16 protein-coding genes and 4 pseudogenes are annotated in these 20,766 nt (G+C 70.1%); 8 read left to right on the top strand and 12 right to left on the bottom strand.

The window, feature by feature from the left end:
- Positions 1-105: 105 nt before the first annotated feature.
- The 4 genes from SGFS_RS04350 to SGFS_RS04365 all read left to right on the top strand — a co-directional run bounded on the left by SGFS_RS04350 (position 106) and on the right by SGFS_RS04365 (position 4,047).
- A complete protein-coding gene (locus SGFS_RS04350) occupies positions 106-1,080 on the top strand; it encodes an SMP-30/gluconolactonase/LRE family protein (RefSeq protein ID WP_286247767.1) in 975 nt (324 codons plus the stop codon).
- A 107-nt stretch (positions 1,081-1,187) separates the two neighbouring features.
- A complete protein-coding gene (locus tag SGFS_RS04355; RefSeq protein ID WP_286247769.1) occupies positions 1,188-2,015 on the top strand; it encodes an SDR family oxidoreductase in 828 nt (275 codons plus the stop codon).
- A complete protein-coding gene (locus tag SGFS_RS04360) occupies positions 2,012-3,244 on the top strand; it encodes an amino acid deaminase/aldolase (RefSeq protein WP_286247772.1) in 1,233 nt (410 codons plus the stop codon). Before SGFS_RS04355 ends, SGFS_RS04360 begins: the two co-directional genes overlap by 4 nt.
- Before the next feature lie 32 nt (positions 3,245-3,276).
- Positions 3,277-4,047, top strand: a complete 771-nt coding sequence (locus SGFS_RS04365; protein ID WP_286247773.1) for an SDR family NAD(P)-dependent oxidoreductase — start codon at positions 3,277-3,279, stop codon at positions 4,045-4,047.
- A gap of 98 nt (positions 4,048-4,145) precedes the next feature.
- Here SGFS_RS04365 and SGFS_RS04370 read toward each other — a convergent pair.
- Both SGFS_RS04370 and SGFS_RS04375 read right to left on the bottom strand, forming a co-directional pair.
- Positions 4,146-4,280: pseudogene (locus tag SGFS_RS04370) on the bottom strand (hypothetical protein); the annotation flags it as partial.
- A 108-nt stretch (positions 4,281-4,388) separates the two neighbouring features.
- Positions 4,389-5,459, bottom strand: a complete 1,071-nt coding sequence (locus tag SGFS_RS04375) for a zinc-dependent alcohol dehydrogenase family protein (protein ID WP_286247774.1) — start codon at positions 5,457-5,459, stop codon at positions 4,389-4,391.
- A gap of 366 nt (positions 5,460-5,825) precedes the next feature.
- Here SGFS_RS04375 and SGFS_RS04380 point away from each other — a divergent pair, with 366 nt between their 5' ends.
- The gene (locus tag SGFS_RS04380; RefSeq protein WP_286247775.1) at positions 5,826-6,491 is read left to right on the top strand and encodes a DUF4389 domain-containing protein; all 666 of its coding nucleotides are present in this window, start codon (positions 5,826-5,828) and stop codon (positions 6,489-6,491) included.
- A gap of 44 nt (positions 6,492-6,535) precedes the next feature.
- Here the strand turns inward: SGFS_RS04380 and SGFS_RS04385 are convergent, their stop codons facing one another.
- The 4 genes and pseudogenes from SGFS_RS04385 to SGFS_RS51280 form a co-directional block, all read right to left on the bottom strand.
- Complete coding sequence (locus SGFS_RS04385; protein WP_286247776.1) at positions 6,536-7,045, bottom strand: flavodoxin domain-containing protein; 510 nt, start codon at positions 7,043-7,045, stop codon at positions 6,536-6,538.
- A gap of 111 nt (positions 7,046-7,156) precedes the next feature.
- Positions 7,157-8,128, bottom strand: a pseudogene (locus SGFS_RS04390) (GNAT family N-acetyltransferase); the annotation flags it as partial.
- A gap of 120 nt (positions 8,129-8,248) precedes the next feature.
- Positions 8,249-10,648, bottom strand: a complete 2,400-nt coding sequence (locus tag SGFS_RS04395; RefSeq protein ID WP_286247777.1) for a glycoside hydrolase family 65 protein — start codon at positions 10,646-10,648, stop codon at positions 8,249-8,251.
- 74 nt (positions 10,649-10,722) lie between these two features.
- Positions 10,723-11,254 (bottom strand): annotated as a pseudogene (locus SGFS_RS51280) (universal stress protein).
- A gap of 285 nt (positions 11,255-11,539) precedes the next feature.
- Here SGFS_RS51280 and SGFS_RS04410 point away from each other — a divergent pair.
- A complete protein-coding gene (locus tag SGFS_RS04410; RefSeq protein ID WP_286259790.1) occupies positions 11,540-11,968 on the top strand; it encodes a Crp/Fnr family transcriptional regulator in 429 nt (142 codons plus the stop codon).
- A 144-nt stretch (positions 11,969-12,112) separates the two neighbouring features.
- Here SGFS_RS04410 and SGFS_RS04415 read toward each other — a convergent pair whose 3' ends face one another.
- From SGFS_RS04415 to SGFS_RS04440, 5 genes and pseudogenes are all read right to left on the bottom strand, one after another.
- Positions 12,113-13,042, bottom strand: a complete 930-nt coding sequence (locus SGFS_RS04415; RefSeq protein ID WP_286247780.1) for a pyridoxamine 5'-phosphate oxidase family protein — start codon at positions 13,040-13,042, stop codon at positions 12,113-12,115.
- A 455-nt stretch (positions 13,043-13,497) separates the two neighbouring features.
- Entirely contained in the window at positions 13,498-13,809 is a 312-nt protein-coding gene (locus SGFS_RS04425) for a DUF1876 domain-containing protein (protein WP_286247782.1), read from the bottom strand.
- Positions 13,809-15,213 (bottom strand): annotated as a pseudogene (locus tag SGFS_RS04430) (nicotinate phosphoribosyltransferase). The gene SGFS_RS04425 and the pseudogene SGFS_RS04430 overlap by 1 nt, the downstream one beginning before the upstream one ends.
- A 45-nt stretch (positions 15,214-15,258) precedes the next feature.
- Positions 15,259-15,543 (bottom strand): hypothetical protein, encoded by a 285-nt coding sequence (locus SGFS_RS04435; RefSeq protein ID WP_286247783.1) that lies wholly within the window; start codon positions 15,541-15,543, stop codon positions 15,259-15,261.
- 143 nt (positions 15,544-15,686) lie between these two features.
- The gene (locus SGFS_RS04440; RefSeq protein WP_286247785.1) at positions 15,687-16,508 is read right to left on the bottom strand and encodes a universal stress protein; all 822 of its coding nucleotides are present in this window, start codon (positions 16,506-16,508) and stop codon (positions 15,687-15,689) included.
- 201 nt (positions 16,509-16,709) lie between these two features.
- On the opposite strand from SGFS_RS04440, the gene SGFS_RS04445 reads away from it, so the two are divergent.
- On the top strand, positions 16,710-17,603 hold the full coding sequence (locus tag SGFS_RS04445; RefSeq protein WP_286247786.1) for a universal stress protein: 894 nt from the start codon (positions 16,710-16,712) through the stop codon (positions 17,601-17,603).
- Between the two features lie 103 nt (positions 17,604-17,706).
- Positions 17,707-19,182: a bifunctional aminoglycoside phosphotransferase/ATP-binding protein gene (locus SGFS_RS04450; protein ID WP_286259792.1), complete on the top strand. Its 1,476-nt coding sequence runs from the start codon at positions 17,707-17,709 to the stop codon at positions 19,180-19,182.
- A 14-nt stretch (positions 19,183-19,196) separates the two neighbouring features.
- Here SGFS_RS04450 and SGFS_RS04455 read toward each other — a convergent pair whose 3' ends face one another.
- Positions 19,197-20,399, bottom strand: coding sequence for a Vps62-related protein (locus SGFS_RS04455; protein ID WP_286247788.1), 1,203 nt, complete (start codon positions 20,397-20,399; stop codon positions 19,197-19,199).
- Between the last annotated feature and the right edge of the window lie 367 nt (positions 20,400-20,766).

A 20,766-nucleotide genomic window follows, 5' to 3' on the forward strand; every position in this document is an offset into this window, starting at 1 on the left:
CGACAAGAAGTAAGTCAAGCGTCCAAGACGCTTGACTTACTTCTGAGCGATCAGCGACCGTAGCGGAAACCGAACGCCTGGCACGAGCACCCTCAGGAGGCAGGAGTGCGACCAAAGGCCGCTGTTGTTCTGGACGGATTCGGCGTTCTGGAGTCGTTGCGCTGGCACGACGACGCCCTGTGGTTCTGCGATCTCGCCCACGGGACGGTGCACCGCTGGGACACCGTCGGGCAGCCCGAGACCGTCGTGAAGGTCCCCGGCAGGGCCGGCGGCCTCGGGTTCCTGCCCGACGGCCGGATGCTGGTCGTCTCGATGGAGGGACGCTGCGTCTACCGGCGGGAAGCGAACGGCTCCCTGGTCGTACACGCGGACCTCAAGGACATCGCCACCGGCAACGTCAACGACATGTTCGTCGACAAGCAGGGCCGCGCCTACGTGGGGAACTTCGGGTTCGACTACCACGCCTTCATCAGCGAGAAGCCCAACTCCATGATCTACGCGCCACCGGGCGTCCCCAGGGCGCCGATCGCGTGCTACTCGCCGGAGGGCGAACTGCTCGGCCTGAGCGAACCCATGGTCTTCCCCAACGGCCTGTTCCTCACGGACGACGGACAGACCATGCTCGTCGCGGAGACCCTGGCGATGCGACTCACGGCCATGCCCGTGCTGCCGGACGGGCGGCTCGGCCCGCCACGGCTCTGGGCTCCGCTGATCGAGTCCTGGCTGTGGAAGGCCGTCAACAACCCGGGTCCCATCGGTCACCTCACGCGGCGGGTCTCGGCCCTCCTCGACCACCAGGCGATCGCCGACCGCTCCAGCAGCCCGATCGCCCCGGACGGCATCGCCCCCGGCAGGGACGGCACGGCCTGGGTCGCCAACGCCCTGCGCGGCGAATGCGTCCGGGTCGGTCCCGGCGGCACGATCCTCGATCGCGTCGCCACCAGTCAGCGCACGCTCAGCTGTCTGGTCGCCGGGCCCAAGGGCGACACCCTCTACGCCGCGACCATCGCCACCGACGATCCGCCTCGTGCGGCGCAGCTCAACGCGTCCCGGCTCGAGGCGTACGTCCTGCCGTCGTGATCACAGGCTTCGTCCACTCGGCTCACTCATCGGGAGTTCACAATGCAGGGACATCGAACGGACGGTGCCCTTTCCGCCCACGACAGCGCGTACGGCGGGAGGCACCGGTGAGCATCGTCATGGTGACCGGCGCGGCCAGCGGGATCGGAGCCGCGACCGCACGCGAGGCGGTACGGCGCGGTCACCGCGTCGCCCTCGCCGACATCGATCTGGCCGGGGCCGTTGAACTCGCCGGCCGGCTCGGCTCCTCGGCTCTGGCCGTGGAACTCGACGTCCGCGACGAGGAGGCGTGGGAGGCGGCCTTCGAAACCGTCGCGGCCCGGCTCGGCCCCGTCGAGGTCCTCATCAACAACGCGGGCATCATCCACACGGGATACGCGCGGCAACTGTCGATGGCGCAGCACCGCCACATGGTGGAGGTCAACCTCATCGGTCCCATGACCGGGATGATGACCGCGCTGCCCCGGATGCGCGCGCAGGGCCACGGGCACATCATCACCATCTGCAGCATGAGCTCGTTCATGCCGCTGATCGGTTACACCAGCTACGGAGCGACAAAGCACGGGCTGCGCGCCTTTCACCACAGTGTCGCCATCGAGGAACAGGGCGGACCGGTCACGTTCAGCATCATCCATCCGCCCGGCACCCGGACGCCCATGCTCGAGCAGGAGATGGCCGACCCCAGCTCGGTGATCACCTTCGCCGAGAAACCCCTCACCCCCGAGCACGTCGCCTCAGTGATCGTCGACGCGATCGTGAAAAAGCCCCTTGAGGTCGTTCACCCCGCCCTTGCCGGACGCTTCCAGCGGGTCGCGGGCGTGTTCCCCCGGCTCATGCATGTCGCGATTCCCCGGGTGGCCGCCATGGCCAAGCGCCGCAGCCCGGGCGCCCGTCAGACCCCGGCCACACCACGCGGACAGGAAGGCAGCAGGTGACCCCCGACATCTCCACCACCCAGGCCGGTTCCGCGCCGGCACAGCAGGGGCAGTTCGACAGGTTGCGGTCGGCGACCGCGGGCCTGGAGCCCCCCTTCGGCGTCATCGACCTGGACGCCTTCGACGCCAACGCCCTCGACCTCGAACGGCGCGCGGGCGGCAAACCGATCAGGCTGGCCAGCAAGTCGCTCCGTACCCGCGCGCTCGTCCGGCGTGCCCTCGACCGCACGGGATTCCAGGGCATCCTGGGCTTCACCCTCCCGGAAGCCCTTTGGCTGGCCGAGGAGTTCGACGACATCGTGGTCGGCTACCCCACCACGGACCACACAGCGCTCCGCGAACTGGCCGGCGACGAACGGCTCGCCTCCCGCATCACGTTGATGGTCGACTCGTTCGAGCACCTCGACCTCATCGACGCCGCGACCGGCCCCCGGAACACCCGTATCCGCGTCTGCCTGGAACTGGACGCCGCCATGCGCCTGCTCGGTGGCCGCCTCCACCTGGGCCCGCGCAGGTCCCCGGTGCACACGCCGCGCGAGGCGGCCGAGTTCGCACGCGAGGTCGCCGACCGCCCGGGCTTCGAGCTCACCGGAATCATGGGTTATGAAGGCCAGATCGCGGGCCTCGGCGACAACCAACCCGGCTCCCCGCTCAAACGGGCCGCCTTGCGGGTGATGCAGCGTTCCTCCGCCGAGGAACTGCGTGAACGACGGGAAGCGGCGGTCTCGGCCGTCAGTGCCGTGACGCCCCTGCGGTTCGTCAACGGTGGCGGAACCGGCAGCCTGGAGAGCACCGCACGAGAAGACGCCGTCACCGAACTCGCGGCCGGATCGGGCCTGTACGGTCCCGGGCTCTTCGACTTCTATCGCACGTTCCGCCCCGCGTCGGCAGCATTCTTCGTACTGCCCGTCGTACGCCGTCCCTCCGCTCGGATCGCGACACTCCTGGGCGGTGGATGGGTGGCATCCGGCCCACTCGGCAAGGACCGGCTGCCCACGCTGGCCTGGCCGCCAGGGCTGCGCGTCACCGCCACCGAGGCCTTCGGAGAGGTGCAGACGCCGCTGGTGGGGAAGCCCGCGCAGGTCCTGCGCATCGGCGACCGGGTGTGGCTGCGGCATGCCAAGGCCGGCGAGCTGTGCGAGCGAGTCGGCGAGCTGCACCTGGTCAGGGGCGATGAGGTGGTCGAGACCGTGCCCACGTATCGCGGCGAGGGCAAACACTTCCTCTGACACCTGAGACACCGTCCCAATGAAGGGAACCCATGGCTCACATCACCGACCGCACGGTTCTGATCGTCGGTGCCTCGTCCGGCATCGGTGCCGAGGTGGCGCGCCAACTGGCCCACGGCGGCAACCGGTTGGTACTCACCGCACGACGCGCCGCCGAACTGGCCGCAGTGGCTCAGGACGTACGGGCCAAGGGCAGTGCCTGCCTGGACATCGCCGCCGACGCGCTCGATCCGCGAGCGGCCGCCGACGTGGTGGCGGCCGCTGCAGCGGAATACGGCTCCGTCGACATCGCGCTGCTCAACGCCGGCCAGGGGCCGGACATGTCCATGGACCAGGTGAGCGTGGCGGACGTCTCCAGGATCATGGCGCTCAACTACGACGTCGTCCTCAACTACCTCGTCCCGCTGATCGAGCAGATGGGAGGCCAGCGGGAGGGAGGACTGATCGCCCACACCAACTCCTTGGCGGGACTCATGGCCATCCCTCGCCAAGGACCGTACTGCGCGGCCAAGGCGGCCGCACGCACGCTGATCGACGCCGCGCGCGTCGAACTGGCCCCCAGGGGAATCCGGTTCACCTCGATCCATCCGGGCTTCGTCGCCACGGAGCGCATCAGCGGGGACGATCTGCCCAAGCCCTTCCAGGTCAGCCAGGAACGTGCGGCGCGTCACGTCGTACGCGCCATGGAGAAGGAACCGGCGCAGGCGTACTTCCCCCGGACCACGACGGCCCTCGTCCGCACCCTGCGCGCCCTGCCGGAACCGGTGTCCTCCCGGATCCTCCGGAAACTGGCCGCCCGGTAGAGCCGTCCCGAGCTCGTGGGCATGGCACCGACACCTGGGGCGAGCAACCGCGGATGAAGACATCGGAAGGCCCCGGTCGAGCGGGCAGCGGGCCAGTGGGCGCCCAGGTGGGAAGCGGGCAGGCCTGGATCGGTGCGCGGGAGGCGACTCCAGTCGTCCAGAAGGAGAATTCTGACCGCCTGGGGTCTTCTCGGCTGTGCCCAGATGGCTGCCGACACCCTGCGGGATGCCATCGAGAGGGGCCGCTGATCTCCCTCGCCGAGGAGGCCACCGGTGCCACCGACACGGTCGCCCTCCTTCGGCTGTGCAAGGCGGCGGGCGTCTATGTCATCACCCTCCTGTCAGGACGCCCGAACCATCAGCGCATCGTGCTGCTGCCCGCCGAGAACGACCTTGAGCGCACCGGTGTCGCCGGCCCGTGAGAAGACGTCGTACGCCTCCTCCATCCCGTCCAGCGGGAAAGTGTGGGTGACCATGGACGCGGCGGGCAGACGGCCCGCGGCCATCATGCGCAGCAGCGTAGAGGTGGAGTACGTGTCGACCAGGCCGGTCGTGATCGTCACGTTCTTGATCCACAGGTCTTCGAGGTGAAGTGTCGCGGGCTTGCCGTGCACGCCGACATTGGCCACATGCCCGCCGGGCCGCACCATGCGCGTGCACGTCTCGAAACTCTCCGGAACCCCGACCGCTTCGATGACCACGTCGGCGCCGAGCCCTTCGGTGAGGTCGGCGACCAACTGCTCGGCTTCTTCACCCGCGGCGGCCACGGCATCGGCGCCAAGACGCTTGGCGGCGTCCAACCGGGAGGGGGCGAGATCCACAGCGATGATCTTCTCGGGCGTGTACAGCCGGGCGGTGGCGATGGCGGCGAGCCCGATGGGCCCCGCTCCGACCACGGCGACGGTGTCTCCGGGCCGCACGCGTCCGTTCAGCACACCGACCTCGTAGGCGGTGGGGAAGATGTCGGCCAGCAGCACGGCGTCCTTGCTGTCCACCGAACCGGTGAGCGGGTACACGGACAGATCCGCGTACGGCACACGGACGTACTCGGCCTGGGTGCCGTTGATCAGATGGCCGAGGATCCAGCCTCCGCCGCCGCGACACTGTCCGTACGCCCTCTCCCGGCAGAAGCGGCAGCGGCCGCACGCCGTGATGCACGAGACCAGGACGCGGTCGCCGGGGCGGACACCGCGCACGTCGCTGCCCACCTCGACGATCTCGCCGACGGCTTCGTGCCCGAGAACCGTGCCGGGGCGCACCTCGGGAACGTCGCCCTTGAGGATGTGCAGGTCGGTCCCGCAGATGGTCACGGCGTCGACACGGACGATCGCGTCGGTGGCCTCCTGCAGTCCGGGGTCCGTGATCTCCTCCCAGGCGGACTTGCCGGAACCGTGGAACACGAGTGCTTTCATGACGATCCCTTCCTGGGCCTTCCGGGTGCCGGGGCGCCGACAGGGACGGGGTCCCGCGCATGGTCACCCGCTGCCCCTGCGAAACATCGGCACCGAGGACGGCGGGACGCCATGGGGCGGCCACCTTCGAACGGAGTCAGCTCCTCCATCCAGCCTGCCCGTGACGGCTGCCATCCGCATGGGCAGGCCGACCCCCATGGCCGGGCCGGGCCGGGTCCTCCGGACCGAGCGAGCCCCGAACCGATGGCCGCGCAGGCCGACAGGCCCCCGGACGGGCGCACGCTGCCTCGCGGCGCCGGGCGGAAGCGGCCAGGCTGGTCATGAGCCCATCCCAGCGGCCACACGCCGGCGAAGGAGCTGATCACCATGACGAACCCGGTGGAATTCCCGGACCGCCCGGTCCGTGTGAACGCACGTATCGACTTGCCACTGTCCCGATGGCTGTGGCTCGTGAAGTGGATTCTCGCCATTCCGCACTATGTGGTGCTGTTCTTCCTCTGGATCGCCTTCACCGTGGTGACCGTGATCGCGTTTTTCGCCATCCTGTTCACCGAGCGCTATCCCCGCGCCCTGTTCGACTTCAACCTGGGGGTGATGCGCTGGAGTTGGCGGGTCTCCTATTACGCGTACGACGCCCTGGGCACCGACCGGTACCCGCCGTTCAGCCTGGGCGAGGAACCGGATTACCCGGCACGGCTGGACATCGCCTACCCGGAGCGGCTGTCCCGCGGTCTGGTGCTGGTGAAGTGGTGGCTCCTGGCCATCCCTCAATACATGGTCATCGCCTTCTTCGTCGGCGGTGCCAACGTCGGCTGGTGGTCCGGCGGCCTGATCGCCCTGCTGACTCTCATCGCGGCCGTGATCCTGGCCTTCACCGAGAAGTATCCGAAGGATCTGTTCGACCTGATCATCGGCCTCAACCGGTGGGTCCTGCGCGTCTCCGCCTACGCCGCTCTGATGACGGACAAGTACCCACCCTTCCGCCTGGACCTGGGCGGCTCGGAGACGGCCACTCCGGAAGAGCGGGCGTGATCGCCCCGCATTCCCGATCGTGCGCGATTGATCTCGGTACCGGTTCAGCTCCTGGGCGACTCCTTCACGAGTTCGCCGGCGATGCGCGCGGCCCACGCCTCGATCTGATCGAAGTCGCGGAAGTCCCCGCCCTTCCCGGAGGAGACGATCTTCCGGGCGATGAATCCCTTGGCTCCCTCGTCGAGGCAACCGCCGAACGTGACGTGTTCCTGGACGTCGAGCCGGATCACGGCCCGGCGGACGCCGGGAACGGGTGGGATGTCGCGTTCCGAGGCCGACGCGTCGAGGGGGCCGCTGCTGAAGAACCACAGCGGAAGCCGGGAAAGCTCGCGGGCGTGCCGCCGGGCGAAGCGACGTGCGTCCTTGTGCCAGCGCCCCGCGTACAGTCCGCCGCCGACCACCACGGCGTCATAGGACTCCAGACTCGTCACCGACCGGGCGGGCATCACCTCGACCGTCAGTCCCTCCTTGCGCAGGACGTCGGCAATGGCCTCCGCGATCTGCGCGGTCGACCCGTTCGTCGTCCCGTAGGCGACGAGCACCTTGCTCAGCATGACGGTCCGCCTCCTCTCACAGCGTTCTTATCGATTCCTCGGAGACACCGTGAAGTGCCGGGTCGTCCGGCCGCAGGCTCTCGCGCTCCACGGGGCCGTCGAACGTGACCACTCCGGGTCGGTGTTGCAGATGCCGAGGCAGTTCGGGCCGACGAGTCGCATGCCGTGCGAGCGGCACACGGCCAGCAGCGCCCGGGCCTGGTCCGCGTCCAGCCCGGCGGTGACGACGAGCAGGGCGCGTACGCCCGCCTTGCCGCACTCCTCCGCGATCTCCGGGACGACGGCGGCGGGCACGGCGAGCACAGCGAGGTCGGGGGTTCCGGGCAGGGCGCCGACCGACGGGTGGGAGGGGACGCCGAGGATCGAGCTCGCGGCGGGGTTCACGGCGTACAGGTGCCGGGTGTAGCCGCCAGCGTGCAGATGGTGCAGGAGAGCCCGTCCCACCGACCCCGGCCGCCGCCCGGCACCGACCACCGCGATGGCGTCCGGCCGCAGCAGTGGCACCAGGCTGGCCACATCCGCGGCCCGACCACGTGTCTCCACCGTGGACAGGTACGCCTCGTCCTCCGCGAGCTCGATGGTGCAGCGCACCTCCGGGCCCTCGAAGTGACGGGCTGTACGCAGTCCCAGATCGGCGAAGAGCCGGAGCACTTCGTGGTTCTCGCTGAGCGCGTCAGCCGTGAACGTGCTGATGCCTTCCGTGCGGGCAGCCGAGACCAGATGTTCGACGAGGAGGGTGCCGACGCCCCGGTGGTGCAGTCCGTCGGCCACGGCGACGGAGATCTCGGCCGATGCCCTGTCCTCGCCTGTCGCGTACTCGGCCAGGCCGATCATCTGGCCTTGTGTCTCGGCCAGCAGCGCCCGGTATCCGGGGCGCGGCGGCGCACAGGCCCGGTCGGCCGCCATCGTGGCGGAGCGCCGGCTCGCGGCGAAGAACCGCATCCGGAGACTCTCCGGGGACACCTCCTCGTACAACCTCTGGAGCTGTTCACGGTCCCGCGGCGTCACGGCCCGGATGCACGCAGTGGTGCCGTCCGCGAGCAGGGCGTGAACCATGGGTCGGCTGCGCTCGTCGTCCGTCATCGCGGGCCTCCTCAGAACTTCCCGGCACTTCGAGCATCCAGCGGCCCATGGCGCCGTCCCAGGGGCCGGTCGGGGTGCGCCGTATGGGCCCAACGGCCCCACGTCCTCGATTCCTGTCGATCAGTCCTCCCGCAGGAGCAGCGTGCAGGTCTCTCCCGGTGCGACGGTGACGGCCCGGTCGGGCAGGACCACTCGGATCGGTGCCTCCTCCGAGTCGGGCACGCCGATCCGCAACCGTCCTCTGCGGAGCCGTACGCTGACGCCCCAGTGGCCGCGGTAGCGCAGCGAGAATCCGTACTCGGACACTGCCGGAAGCGGCACCGGGTCCAGCTGGAGTGCGTCCTCTCGGGTCTCCAGGCCGGTCAGGCCTCGCTGCACCAGGTCCAAAGTTCCGGCCATGGCGCCGAGGTGGATGCCTTCGCCGGTCGTACCGCCCTGGAGATCGGCGACATCCTGTTCCAGGGCTTCCCGGCAGTACGTCCATGCCTCGGCCCGTCCGGCCCGCGCGAGGACCCAGGCGTGGACGAGGCCGCTGAGGGTGGAGCCGTGGCTGGTGCGCCTGAGGTAGTAGTCGACGGTCCTGCGCCAGAGCTCGTCGTCCATGTCGTAGCCGAGGCGGCGGAACAGGTCCCTCAGCTCGGCGGGCGAGAACAGGTGGCCGAGCATCAGCACATCGGCCTGTTTGGAGGCTTGGTAGCGGTTGACGGTGTCGCCCTCGGACTCAAGGATGCGGTCCAGCCGCCGGATACTGTCGTAGCGGGCGCGGTAGCCGTCCCAGTCCAGCTCGGCGAGTTCGCCGTAGCCGTCGAACTGACTGATGACGCCCCGGTGGAAGGGCACCCGCAGCCGCCGGGAGATCTCCTCCCACTTGGGGAGTTCGCCGCCGTCCAGCTGGAGGCGCTCGAACAGTTCCTCCCGCCGCCATGCGGGCAGGCGCCGTGTGAGATCCAGGGCGCGGCTGAGAACCCAGGCAGCGGTGACATTGGTGTACGCGTTGTCGTCCAAGCCCGGCCGGACGGCGCCTGGATAGCTGTCGTGGTATTCGTCGGGTCCGACCACGCCGCGGATGCGGTAGCGGCCGAGGCCGGGGGTGGACTCCGCACTGTCCGCCCAGAAGCGGGCGATCTGCAGCAGCATCTCCGCGCCCTTGGTGTGCAGGTACTCGGTGTCGCCGGTCGCCTCGCAGTACCGCCACACGTTGTAGGCGATCGCCGAGCCGACGTGGTGCTGGAGGCGGGAGTTGTCCGGCAGCCAGCGGCCCGACCGCGGGTTGAGATGCAGCTGCTGGGTCTCCTCACGTCCGTCGCTGCCGGACTGCCACGGGTACATCGCCCCGGCCCGGCCCGCCTCGTCGGCCGCGCGGCACGCCTGCGGCAGGCGCCGATGACGGTAGTTCAGCAGGGCCCGCGAGACCTCCGGGAAGTGCAGGTTCAGATACGGCAGCACGAACAGTTCGTCCCAGAAGACGTGGCCCCGGTACGCCTCGCCGTGCAGCCCCCGGGCCGGCACACCCACGTCCAGCTCCGTGGTGTGCGGTGACAGCGTCTGCAGCACGTGGAACAGATGCAGGCGCAGGACACGGCCGGCTTCCCCGGGCACCCGGACGTCCGCGCGCCCCCACAACCGCGCCCAGGCCGCGACGTGCGAGTCCACAAGCGCCGAGAAGCCGGGAGCCGCGGTCACCCGGTCGATCGCCGCCCCGTACGGGTCGCTGATCGCCAGGTCGTGTGAGGTGTGCAGGGCCACGGTCTTCTCCACGACGGCGGGTCGGCCCGGAGCGATCGACATCACCAGCCGGTGCACGGCACGGCGGCGGGACGGACGAAGCTCGGATCCCGTCGGCGATCGCCCGGTGACGACCGTGCGGGCCGCCATGCCGATGCCGATGTCGGAGGTGCTGGTGCGGCACCGCAGCCACGTCGTGTCGGCGCCCGCCGTACCGGTCCGCACCTGGGCGAGGTGGCTGTGGTTGAGGGACCGGTAGCGGTGCACGTTGCCGTTGGTCACGTCACCGTCGAGGACGGACTCGACCTCGACCTCACCCGACCACTCCTCAGCGCTGAACACGGTCCGCAGCGCCGCCAGGTGAGGATCCGCCATGTGCACCAGCCGGGTCTGCTCCACGCCCAGCGCACCCGCCTCCTCGTCCAGGAACCGGAACGTGCGCGTCAGCGTGGCACGACGCAGATCCAACGTGTGCCGGTAGTCGAGCAATTGCCGCGCGCCGGGCGAGAACCACGGGCCGGCCGAGCCGTCGGCACGGCGGAGACGGAATCGCAGGAGAAGCCAGTTCGGGAGGTTCACCAGGTCCTCGTTCACCACCCGGCGTCCCGCCACGATCGACTCCAGGCGGTTGTAGATTCCGGCCGCGTAGGTGGCCGGGTAGTGCACGAGGCCGGCTCTGCACTCGGGCACCGCGCCGCGGGTGGCGAAGTAGCCGTTGCCGAGCGTGCACAGCGATTCACGCAGCCGCTCGGCAGCGGGGTCGTACCCCTCGTACTCCCAGGTCCACTCCTTCATCCGCCGTCCTCGCCCTCTGCCTCACGGGTTCTGTCCTCCACGCGATGCGCGGGAGCGCGGCCCTCGGCGGGAGTTCAGGCGCGCTGCGGGACGACCGCCACCGGGCAGTCCGCGTGATGCGGCAGCCTGTGGGCGACCCTGCCGAGTCGCAGACCGAAGTGGCCGTGCCGCCCGAGCGCACCGACGACGATCAGGTCGGCGTCGGCCGATGCCTCCAGCAGGAGCGTGTGGGCGGGGAGGGTGGTCCACGTGCTCGTGGGCGGGACGGCGCCAGGCCCGTACGGCATGCAGCGCGCCGCCGCGCTCCTCGGCCTCGCGGACGGCGAACCGTACGGCGATCGAGCCCTCGGCGGGGTCGCCCCCGCCGACCACGATGCGGCCCAAGGAGCCCTGCCGGTTCTGCTCCCCGCCGCGGACCACGATGACCGGACAGACCGCCCGGGCAGCCGGCGCGAGGCTCACGGACCCCGGCAGCAACCCGCCGATTTCGGAGGCGTGGACGACCCGCAGCGGCAGCCCGTGGCGTGTCGCCTCGTCCACCGCCCGGTCCACGGCCTGCAGGCTGGATTCCGATCCGTCGACACCCACGACCAGCGGGAGCTCCATGGTCCGCACCGCCTCTCTGCCCGGCCACTGCGAGGACCTCCTCTGATTACCGTCGCACCGCGCCGGGCCCGCCGCGACACGCGGATCGACATGCGGCGAGCCTCGGCCTGGGTTGCGCCCCGCCGGTTTGCGGCGATCGTGGAGTCATACGGCCACCACCGCGCCGCCATGGCCTGGGCATCGGCCGCGTGCTGGACGTCGGTGACCGGACAGGAGCCCGATCCGCTTCGAGATCACGGAGAAGGGACGGCCGTCGTGGTTGTGAGAACCGGCGTTTTCGGCGCCATGACCGAGGAACATCGCAAGCAGCTCATGTCTCTCGCTCGGGAGGTGTCGTTCGCGACGGGCGAGCGCATCTTCGACGAAGGCGGCAAGGCCGACCGCTTCTGGATCATCCACACGGGCACGGTCGCTCTCGACCTTCATGTGCCCGGCCGACGCGCAGCGGTCATCGAGACCCTCGGCGCCGGAAAACTGCTGGGCTGGTCCTGGCTGATCCCTCCCCATCACTGGCACCTGGGAGCCGAGGCAGCCAGCCCGGTGCGCGCCTACGAGTTCGACGCGGCGACAGTTCGTGAGATGTGCGCGAAGGACCCGGTGCTGGATCACGAGCTGTACACCTATGTCGTGGGCGTGCTCGCACGCCGGCTCAGGTCCGCCCGGGTGCGACTGCTCGACCTGTACGCGCCCCACGGCGCGGGCGAGGTGCCCTGACGGTACGAGAGGAGGGGCCGCAGGGCCTGAGCCCCCACACACATCGTGAGCGATGTGATGACCCGGACGGGTCGTGGCCGGCGGACGGGACGCGCCCTAACCGGCCACTCCCCCTCCCCCGTCACTGCTCAGCCGAAGTAGTGCTCACTGCTCAGCCGAAGTAATACGCCGCCCGGTGATGCGCGTGGGCCGGATCGCCACCCACATCTCGCGTTCACCCCCTGGCCACGGCGTGGTGTAGGCGTGATCGACCAACCTGCGCACCTCGTCGGGCTCGGTGATCTCCCGCGCGGGTCCGACGACGAGTACGCTCCAGCCCTGGCTCATGGCCTCGTCCACATGGTCGACCTCGAAGGGGACCTCCGATCCCACGGCGGCCGCCGGGACCGAGTCCGGCGCGGTCCGGAACGCGACCACGTCGTCGACGACCTCGTAGTTCACCGGAACCACCGCCGGGCCGTCAGGTGTCGACACCGCGACGCGTCCCACGCCGTGTGTGGAAAGCAGGGCACGGCATTCGTCGGGGTCGAGGTCCCGCAGTCGGGGGTGCAGGAGCGCCTCGCCCCGGCCGGGCGGCAGATCGACGTCGCCCCCGCGCAGGGCGACGAGGCTGGTGCCCAGCGCGTCGGCCAGGCTGATGAGACTGGCCGTGGTCGGGTCGGCCGGCTGTTCTTCGAGGTAGGCCAAATACTCGGGAGCCATTCCGGCGCGGCGGGCCGCCTCTTCCCGCGTCAGTCCCTGGCGTGAGCGTTCGGCGGCGACGCGGCGGCCGATGTCACCGGGATTGGGCGGCCTGCCCGACGGCGCCCCGCCGACGCCGGCGCTCCTGTGCCCGCCTGTCCGTTCCGTACGCGGCAGGGAAGACTCATGAGCGCTCGCGGACCTGTGCTCGATGTGACGGATGTGCGCGTCGGGCCCAGGGAAGACGAGCGTCACCTCGTCCGTGTCCGACCAGCGCACGTCATAGGGCGGGGTTCCATCCGTGTGGTGGAGTCCGACAATCTCGCCGTCGCGCCTGGTGACGCCAGTGGCAGGGCTTTCGACAACGAGTTGATCTCCGAGTTGAGCTCGCATGATCGCCGCCGTTTCCTCAGAATGATTCTGTACCCAACGTGCCACGCGCGGCGTACCGCCGCATGGGATGACGGCTCCGATGATCCCCATGAGCGCCGTGCCCGTGGTCGACGAACTGGACCGCCCCCATCGGTGTGGTGTCCGAGGCCGATGTGCGGCCGATCTGCTGCGCAAGCCCTCGGCCCGTGCCGACCCGTCCGGCGTGGCACCGCTACCGCATCTGAAGGCGAGGGAGCGGGCCGAAGGCCGAAGGTGCCAGGGCCGAGGAGCTGATGTCGGCTCCCGCCGTGCGCGCGCCCCGGAGCGGACCGTGGTCGAGGCGGCCCGTCTCATCGCTGTGCAGAACGTCAAGCGCCTGCCGATGGTGGACGAGGCGGACCGACTGCAGGGCGTCGTGAGCCGCGTGAACCGCGGTGACCGGCCGAGGATCTTCCTGTGCCGTGACGAGATTCACGTCATCGTCCTTGTTGTCGGTCCGGCATCGGCCAGCCGGTCTCCGGGCGGGCCCACCGCTCGGTCGCACCGGCGCCCATACCCTCGATGTCACGCTGGGCAACGCCCACCAGTTGCCGGCCGAGGTCGTGCATGGCCCTGCCCGCCGCCAGTTCGTCACCGATCTCCGGAACGTCCCTGTCCGCGGGGTTGCGGTGGGCGGCCCCGTGCCCGGTGAGCTCCGTGGTGCCGGTGTTCAGCACCGCACGTGCCTTCGTCGTCCCCTCGTCCTCGAAGAGGTAGAGGCGAACCTTCCATTCCACGGTATGTGCCATCACTTTCCTCCTCGTCCCGGCGCGGACCTCGGTGATCCGGACGCGCTCTGCTCATGGATGCGCGGGCCTGCGGCCGCGGTCAGGCACTCCTCCTCGATACGGCGCCGGACCTCGGCGGCGAGCGCGGTCAGTCGCGCCGAGGTCCGGCGCCCGTGGTGCGACGGGGGTTCGGATCCGGCGTGCCGCAGGCGGGAGCCCGGCCAGGTCTGCGGCGTTTCTCGCCCTCATCTCCTCCAGATCGGGGCGTTCGGCGGTGCGCCTCCCGTTCCGCATCACCGTTTGCAGCAACGGCTGGCTCTCGTCGGGGGGCCGCTCTTCACGGAGCCCGATCACGTCGGCGTAACCGGGGCGGCGGAACACCTGTTTCTGCCCGGGAGCGGTCACCTTGGCCGAGGAGAGCTTCATCACCGGCCGGCCGTCGTACTCAACCATCTTGTACGCGGAGTCCAGGAACGGGGCGTCGGCCGAGACCCCGACACGGGTGCCGACGGCGTAGACGTCGATCGGTGCTCCGGAGCGGACCAGACCGTCCACGGAGTACTCGTCGAGACCGCCGCTGGCGACGATCCGTACGTCCGGCAGTCCGGCCGCGTCGAGGAGGGCACGCGCCCGCCGCGCCAGGGCTCCGAGGTCGCCGCTGTCCAGCCGTACGGCCGAGCCGGGCCCACGGTCCAGGTCCCGGAGCACCCGGGCCGCGAGCCGGACCCCTGCCTCGGTGTCGTAGGTGTCCACCAGGAACGTCACCGGGCCCGGATGGGACCGGGCGAAGGCGCGGAAGGCCGCCTCCTCCGTCCCGAACGCCTCGATGTACGAGTGGGCCATCGTGCCGACGGCGGGCAGCCCCTCGGCGGTGGCCGCGGCGACGTTGCTCGTTCCGGCGAAGCCGACCATCGCGCTCAGCCGGGCGGCCTGGTAACCCGCCTGGGGGCCGTGGGTACGCCGGAGGGAGAAGTCCACGACCGGATGTCCCTGCGCGGCCAGAACGCACCGTGCGGCCTTCGAGGCGATCGTCGTCCGGTGGCTGACCTGATTGAGCACATAGGTCTCGACCAGTTGTGCCTGCGGAAGCGGAGCGGTCACCTCCAGCAGTGGCTCTCCGGCGAGGACGATCCGCCCCTCGGGCACCGCCCTCACCTCTCCGGTGAACTCCATGCCGAGCAGCGGGGCCAGGTCGCGTGGAGGCCGGTGCAGTGCCGCGGCGAAAGCGTCGACATCCTCGGCGTCGACCCGGAACCCGGACAGGAAGTCCAGTGTCGACTCCAGGCCGGCGGCCACCAGGAAGCCTCGGTCGGTCGGCAGGTCGCGGACGAACAGGCTGAACGTCGCCGGGCCGGTCATCCCCTCCCGCAGGTACGACATCGCCATCGTGACCTCGTACAGATCAGTGGTCGTCGCCGAGGACATCCGCGTCACCTCCTCCTGGACACCGGTGGGGCACCACGAGCTCGTTCACCTTCGGAACCGTGCGGACCACAGAGGCTCCACCAGGTCCCACTCGGTGCCCCACCGCGCGTACCGTCTGCGGTCCAGCACCAGGCGCATGCTCTTTCGCACGGCGACGAAGCCGACGTACACGCCGACCGCTGTCATGCCGCCGATCAGCCAACCAGTGGCGTTGGCGTCGCCTGCGGAGATCGGCGGGTCCTGAATCGTGCCTTCCCGGTCCCCCCAGATCCGCAGGGTCGATCCCTCGGTCTCGTTTCTGGTATGGCCGGTGGGGCGAGTCCTGTGCACTCATGGTCTGGCCTCCAGCTGTCGCTGCTGGTGCGTCCCCCATCGCGTCTGCCGCGCTCACCACGTTCCAACGGCGGCAGCTCCCGGTCACGGGGCCGAAGGTCCCGGGTGCCCACCACTCGGCCCACCCGGCCCGTCACCGGTCAGATCTGTGGAACGACCGCGACAGGGCACGGCGCGTGATGCAGCACCGCGTGGTTGACCAGGCCCAGCTGCAACCCGACGTGCCCGTGCCGCCTGCGGGCGCCGACGACGAGCAGATCAGCTTCGGACGCGGCTTCCAGGAGCGCCTGCCGGGCCGGGCCATGGACCACCTCGCTGCTCACCTGAACGTCCTGATACCGCTGCGTGGAGTCGCGCAGCGCGTCGGCGAGCACCTGCGCAGGCGCGCGATCGAGGGCTCGGAGTGCGTACCCGGACAGGCGGCCCGGTGGCCCGGGGTTTCCGGCCGGGACGCTCCAGGCGTGCACCGCCACGAGCCGACAGCGCCGTACATGGGCCTCGCGGCACGCGAAATCCACGGCGGTACCACTGCCCTCACCGTCCTCGACGCCGACGACGACCCTCCCGAACCGGCCGTGCCGGTGCTCCACCCCGCCGCGCACCACAATGACCGGGCAGTCGGCATGAGCGGCGACAGCCAGGCTGACCGAGCCCAGGAGCATCCCGGCGAGGTCTCCGAGCCCTCTGAACCCGAGTACCAGCGCGAAGGCGTTGCGCCCGCTGCCCACCAGGGCCGGCGCCGCGTCCTCGTGCAACACCTCACTCGACAGCCGAACCGCTGAGGCACTCCTCCTGGCTCGCTCCGAGGCGGCGGCGACGATGCCGGGCGCCTCGTGATCCGCCGCGGCCGCGTGCAGGATATGGAGCGGCACCTCGTGTCGGAGTGCCTCGTCCGCGGCCCAGTCCACCGCGTCGAGGCTCGACTCGGACCCGTCGATGCCGACTATCAGGGGAACCACCATTGCTCCCGCCTCCTCGATGCCGGAACTCACGCCCGTGCGTTCGCGGCCGCTTCGGGGACCACATGCGCCACGACGAGATCTGGGGTACTCCTCGATGGAGGAGCTCCGTGCTCGACGCGCCGACGCATGGGGACGGCAGCAGTCCGGTCGTCGGCAATGCTCACCGCCCTTCCAGCTTCTTACGAGATGGAGGCAGTCGCCATGGAACAAGCCCTCACCGTGGGCCTCGACGGCTCGCCCGAGAGCCTCGCCGCCGCCCGCTGGGCTGCGGACGAAGCGGAGCGGCGCAGACTCACCCTGCGCCTGCTGCACGCGTGGCCGCTGCTGGTGCCGGAGCCGACCCGCGTCCCGTCGGAGATGGACCAGAACTACTGGGCGAAGCGCCTCGTGCACAACGCTCAGAAGGAACTCCAGGCACACCATCCGGGCCTCACCGTCGTCGGCAACCTGGTCGCCGACGACGCCCAGGACGCACTGCTCCAGGCGGCGTCGGAGTCGGAGATGCTCGTACTCGGCTCCCGGGGCCTGACTCCCGTGGAGAGCTACTTCCTCGGCGACATCAGCATGATCGTCGTGGCACGTGCCGAGCGGCCCGTGGTCCTGGTGCGTGCGGGCAAGCGGGCAGAAGAACCCTCGACGCCTGCGGACCGGGAGGCTGAATCAGGTGCGGCAGGCGCTGTGGTGGTGGGACTGAAACTGCGCGCCCCGTGCGACGACCTGCTCGAATTCGCCTTCACCACTGCCGCGGCCCGAGGTGTGCCCCTCCGCGCCGTCCATGGCCGCAGCACGCCGCTCCACGCGTACACCCCCTGGGGCGTGGATCACACCGTGACCCAGGAGATCGTCCAGGACGCGCGGAATCACCTGAGCCAGGCTCTCGGCCCCTGGCGCGAAAAGTTCCCGGGCGTGGACGTGGCCGCCACCACCCGCCTCGAAAGCCCCGCCAGAGCCGTCGTGGAAGCCGCCGAGGGCGCCGGCCTGCTGGTCGTCGGCCGGCACAAGCACCATCCCAACCTGGGGCCCCGCCTGGGCCCCGTGGCCCAGGCGGCCGTCCATCACGCGCGTTGCCCTGTCGCCGTCGTCCCTCATGACTGAGCCGAACCGTCAGGGGGAGCCGGTGGGACCGGTGCAACGGGCCGACGCATCCGTACTCCGGCTCGGCGCCACTCGCGGGACTCCGCCGCTGCCGCGCGCGCAGGTGTGCGAGACCCACACCGCGGTGGTCCTCTTCATCGGAAACCGCGCCTACAAGCTCAAGAAACCGGTCGCTCTCACGTTCCTGGACTACACCACGGTGGCCGCCCGGCGGGCGGCGTGCGAGCGGGAAGTCGTGCTCAACCGCCGTTTCGCCCCTGACGTCTATCTCGGCGTCGGCGATTTCCGCAGCCCGGACACGGACGTGGCAGAGCCCGTCGTCGTCATGCGCCGTATGCCCGACGAGCGCCGCCTCTCCCGGCTCGTACGGGAAGGGGCGGCCGTCGACGACGCCCTGCGGGCCGTCGCCCGGCTGCTCGCCACCCACCACGCGAGCGCGCCCCGCAGCCGGGAGGTGGACGAGCAGGGGACGCGCGACGCGCTGTCGTCGCGCTGGGAGGCGAGCTTCACCCAGGTCCGCACACTCTCCGACGGCGGCACCGCGCCCGACGGCGTGGCGGAGACCGAGCGGCTGGTGCGCCGCTATCTCGTCGGCCGTGAACGCCTGTTCAGCACTCGGATCGAGGAGGGCCGAGTGCTCGACGGTCACGGGGACCTGCTCGCCGAGGACATCTTCTGCCTCGACGACGGCCCGCGCGTCCTGGACTGCCTGGAGTTCGACGACAGCCTTCGTCACGTCGACGGCCTCGATGACGCCGCCTTCCTGGCCATGGACCTGGAACAGCTCGGCGCACCGGAGGCCGCGGCGCACTTTCTCGCCGAATACACCGAGTACTCCGGCGACCCGGCACCGCCCTCCCTGCGCCATCACTACGTCGCCTACCGCGCGTTCGTCCGCGCCAAGGTCTCGCTGATCCAGGCCCACCAGGGTGCACCGGGTGCTGAGGCGGCGTCACACCGTCTGATGACGACCGCCCTGCGGCACCTGCGCGCCTCCGCCGTCGGCCTGACCCTCGTCGGCGGCCTACCCGGCAGCGGGAAGTCGACACTCTCCGGCGCGCTCGCCGACCGCCTCGGCGTCACACTGCTCAGCAGCGACCGCCTCCGCAAGGAACTGGCGGGCATCCCGGCCGAGCAGTCGGCAGCCGCCGCCTACGGCGAGGGCCTGTACTCACCGGAATGGACCAACAAGACCTACGCCGCCCTGCTCGACCGCGCATCCGTCCTGCTGTCCCGCGGCGAGTCCGTCGTCCTGGACGCCAGCTGGTCCAACCCGGAACAGCGCGAAGCCGCCCTGCGCATGGCCGAACGCACCCACGCCGACCTGGTGGCCCTGCACTGCCGGGTTCCGGGCGAGACCACGGCCGTCCGCCTCGCCACCCGCGCCCCCGGCGCATCCGACGCCGACCTCGACGTGGCCACCGCCATGGCGGCCACGGAACCGCCCTGGCCGGAAGCCGTGGCGGTCGACACGAGCGGCTCCCTGGAGGCAGCGGTCGTCCAGGCGCTGGCGGCCATCCGCCCGCACACCGCTGAGGGGGCCCCGGTCTTCCGCCGGCCCCATATGGAGCCGGACTAGCTAGTATGGCCTGGTCAGGTCGGGTGACCTGACACCCCGGACTGGCGGACCCAGGCGGCGTCGAGGGCGCCTTCCTTCACGGAGGCAACGCCGTCTTTGGTGATGACGCCGACGCGGTTGCCGGACAGGACCAGAGAACTGCCCCCCGCTGCCTGGCGGACCCAGTTGGCGTAGGCGTCGCCTTCACGCACATAGGCGGTGCCGTCGGTGGTGAGGACGCCGGTTCGATCGCCGTCGACGACGATGCTGACGATCGCTCCGGCGAAGAGACCGGGCGCCCCGTCCAAGGCCAGCATCTGAGGGCCGAACGCCGCTTTCATTGCCGGGCCCTTGGGGCCGTTGCCCAGGACGCACTCCCCTGTGATGGGTTCGGACACGGAGCAGCCGGCCTTCGGGTTGCCCCACCGGCCGGTGAAGTTCAGCCAGGACAGTTCGCCGGTGTAGTCCTTCTGCCAGGAGAACACCTTGAGTCCCTGCCGGGTGTCCCAGAGTGTGCCGGCGTTGGTGTAGTCGTCGAGGGTGTCGCCGTTGGGCAGGTGCCGGTAGGTGTGGCGGGCGGCGTCGGGGTACAGGGCGTGGGATCCCTTGGCCGCGTAGACCACCGGCTGATCACCGGCCAGAATGCCCTCGGCGCCGTAGACGAGGGTCTGTCCGCCGTCGTGCTGGCTCAGGGAGACCTGGTAGGGCTTGTCGTCGACGAAGCGGATGGTGACGTGCTCCCAGTCGCCGACGTGGTTGCCGAACGAGGAGTAGCCCCCGACACATCCCCACGGGGTGTACACGCCGATGCAGACCCGTTTGCCGTTGTTGTAGGGGTAGAACGTCCAGTAGTTGATGTCGGTGATGTTGGTCGCGCGGCCGTTGTCGGTACGGTGGACGACCTCGGCGTAGGCCGGCACTGATTTCTCGTTGGGGCGCTGTCCGTACAGGAACGGCGGGTCGGTGCAGGAGTTGCAGCCCAGCGGCTCGTTGGTCACATAGAACTGCTGCTTGGGGTCCTCGCTGTCCTTGTGGATCTCGACGTGGGTGTTGTCCAGGAACGACTCCACGTCGGACGGGAAGTAGGACTCCTGTGTGTGGAGCCAGATGTGGGGGGCGTAGCGGCGCGCGAGCTCGTCGTCCGCCGCCGACACCGAGGCGGTGGAGGCGGAGCGGGTGCCCTCCGCGGCCACAGCCGGCTGGGAAGCCAGCGCCGGGAGGAGGGCGATGGCGGACACCGTCGCGATGAGACGGGACCCCCATCTTCGTAACGAGGCCGACCGGTCTCTTGGTGTAGCGAACATGAATGTCCCGTCATGAGGAGTTCGGGTGGTGGATGGGCCGCGCTGTTGTCACTGTCGAGGTGTCATGCGCGAGCACCTCTCTATGGCAGGGCCATGACATATACGCCACGGACGTGACTTACGGATCTGTCGAGCGGCCCCCCAAATGACGACTTCCCGTGCCTGGGCGGCCATTGACACACCTGGCCCAGGCTCCAGGGCAGCGACCGGCGCCTCCGCTGCGATGAAGACACCGGACAGCTGTACGGCTTGCCTCCGGCGTACGCCTTGCCCGCGGCGCCGTCCGACACCGCAAAGTGTA

The organism is Streptomyces graminofaciens, assembly GCF_030294945.1.
Lineage (GTDB): Bacteria > Actinomycetota > Actinomycetes > Streptomycetales > Streptomycetaceae > Streptomyces > Streptomyces graminofaciens.

Bases quoted from the DNA above. Each gene is read 5' to 3' on its own strand.
- SGFS_RS04445 (WP_286247786.1), top strand. From the start codon at position 16,710: ATGGAACAAGCCCTCACCGTGGGCCTCGACGGCTCGCCCGAGAGCCTC.
- SGFS_RS04385 (WP_286247776.1), bottom strand. From the start codon at position 7,045: ATGCTGAGCAAGGTGCTCGTCGCCTACGGGACGACGAACGGGTCGACC.
- SGFS_RS04425 (WP_286247782.1), bottom strand. From the start codon at position 13,809: ATGGCACATACCGTGGAATGGAAGGTTCGCCTCTACCTCTTCGAGGAC.
- SGFS_RS04380 (WP_286247775.1), top strand. From the start codon at position 5,826: ATGACGAACCCGGTGGAATTCCCGGACCGCCCGGTCCGTGTGAACGCA.
- SGFS_RS04440 (WP_286247785.1), bottom strand. From the start codon at position 16,508: ATGGTGGTTCCCCTGATAGTCGGCATCGACGGGTCCGAGTCGAGCCTC.
- SGFS_RS04365 (WP_286247773.1), top strand. From the start codon at position 3,277: ATGGCTCACATCACCGACCGCACGGTTCTGATCGTCGGTGCCTCGTCC.
- SGFS_RS04410 (WP_286259790.1), top strand. From the start codon at position 11,540: ATGACCGAGGAACATCGCAAGCAGCTCATGTCTCTCGCTCGGGAGGTG.
- SGFS_RS04395 (WP_286247777.1), bottom strand. From the start codon at position 10,648: ATGAAGGAGTGGACCTGGGAGTACGAGGGGTACGACCCCGCTGCCGAG.
- SGFS_RS04375 (WP_286247774.1), bottom strand. From the start codon at position 5,459: ATGAAAGCACTCGTGTTCCACGGTTCCGGCAAGTCCGCCTGGGAGGAG.
- SGFS_RS04415 (WP_286247780.1), bottom strand. From the start codon at position 13,042: ATGCGAGCTCAACTCGGAGATCAACTCGTTGTCGAAAGCCCTGCCACT.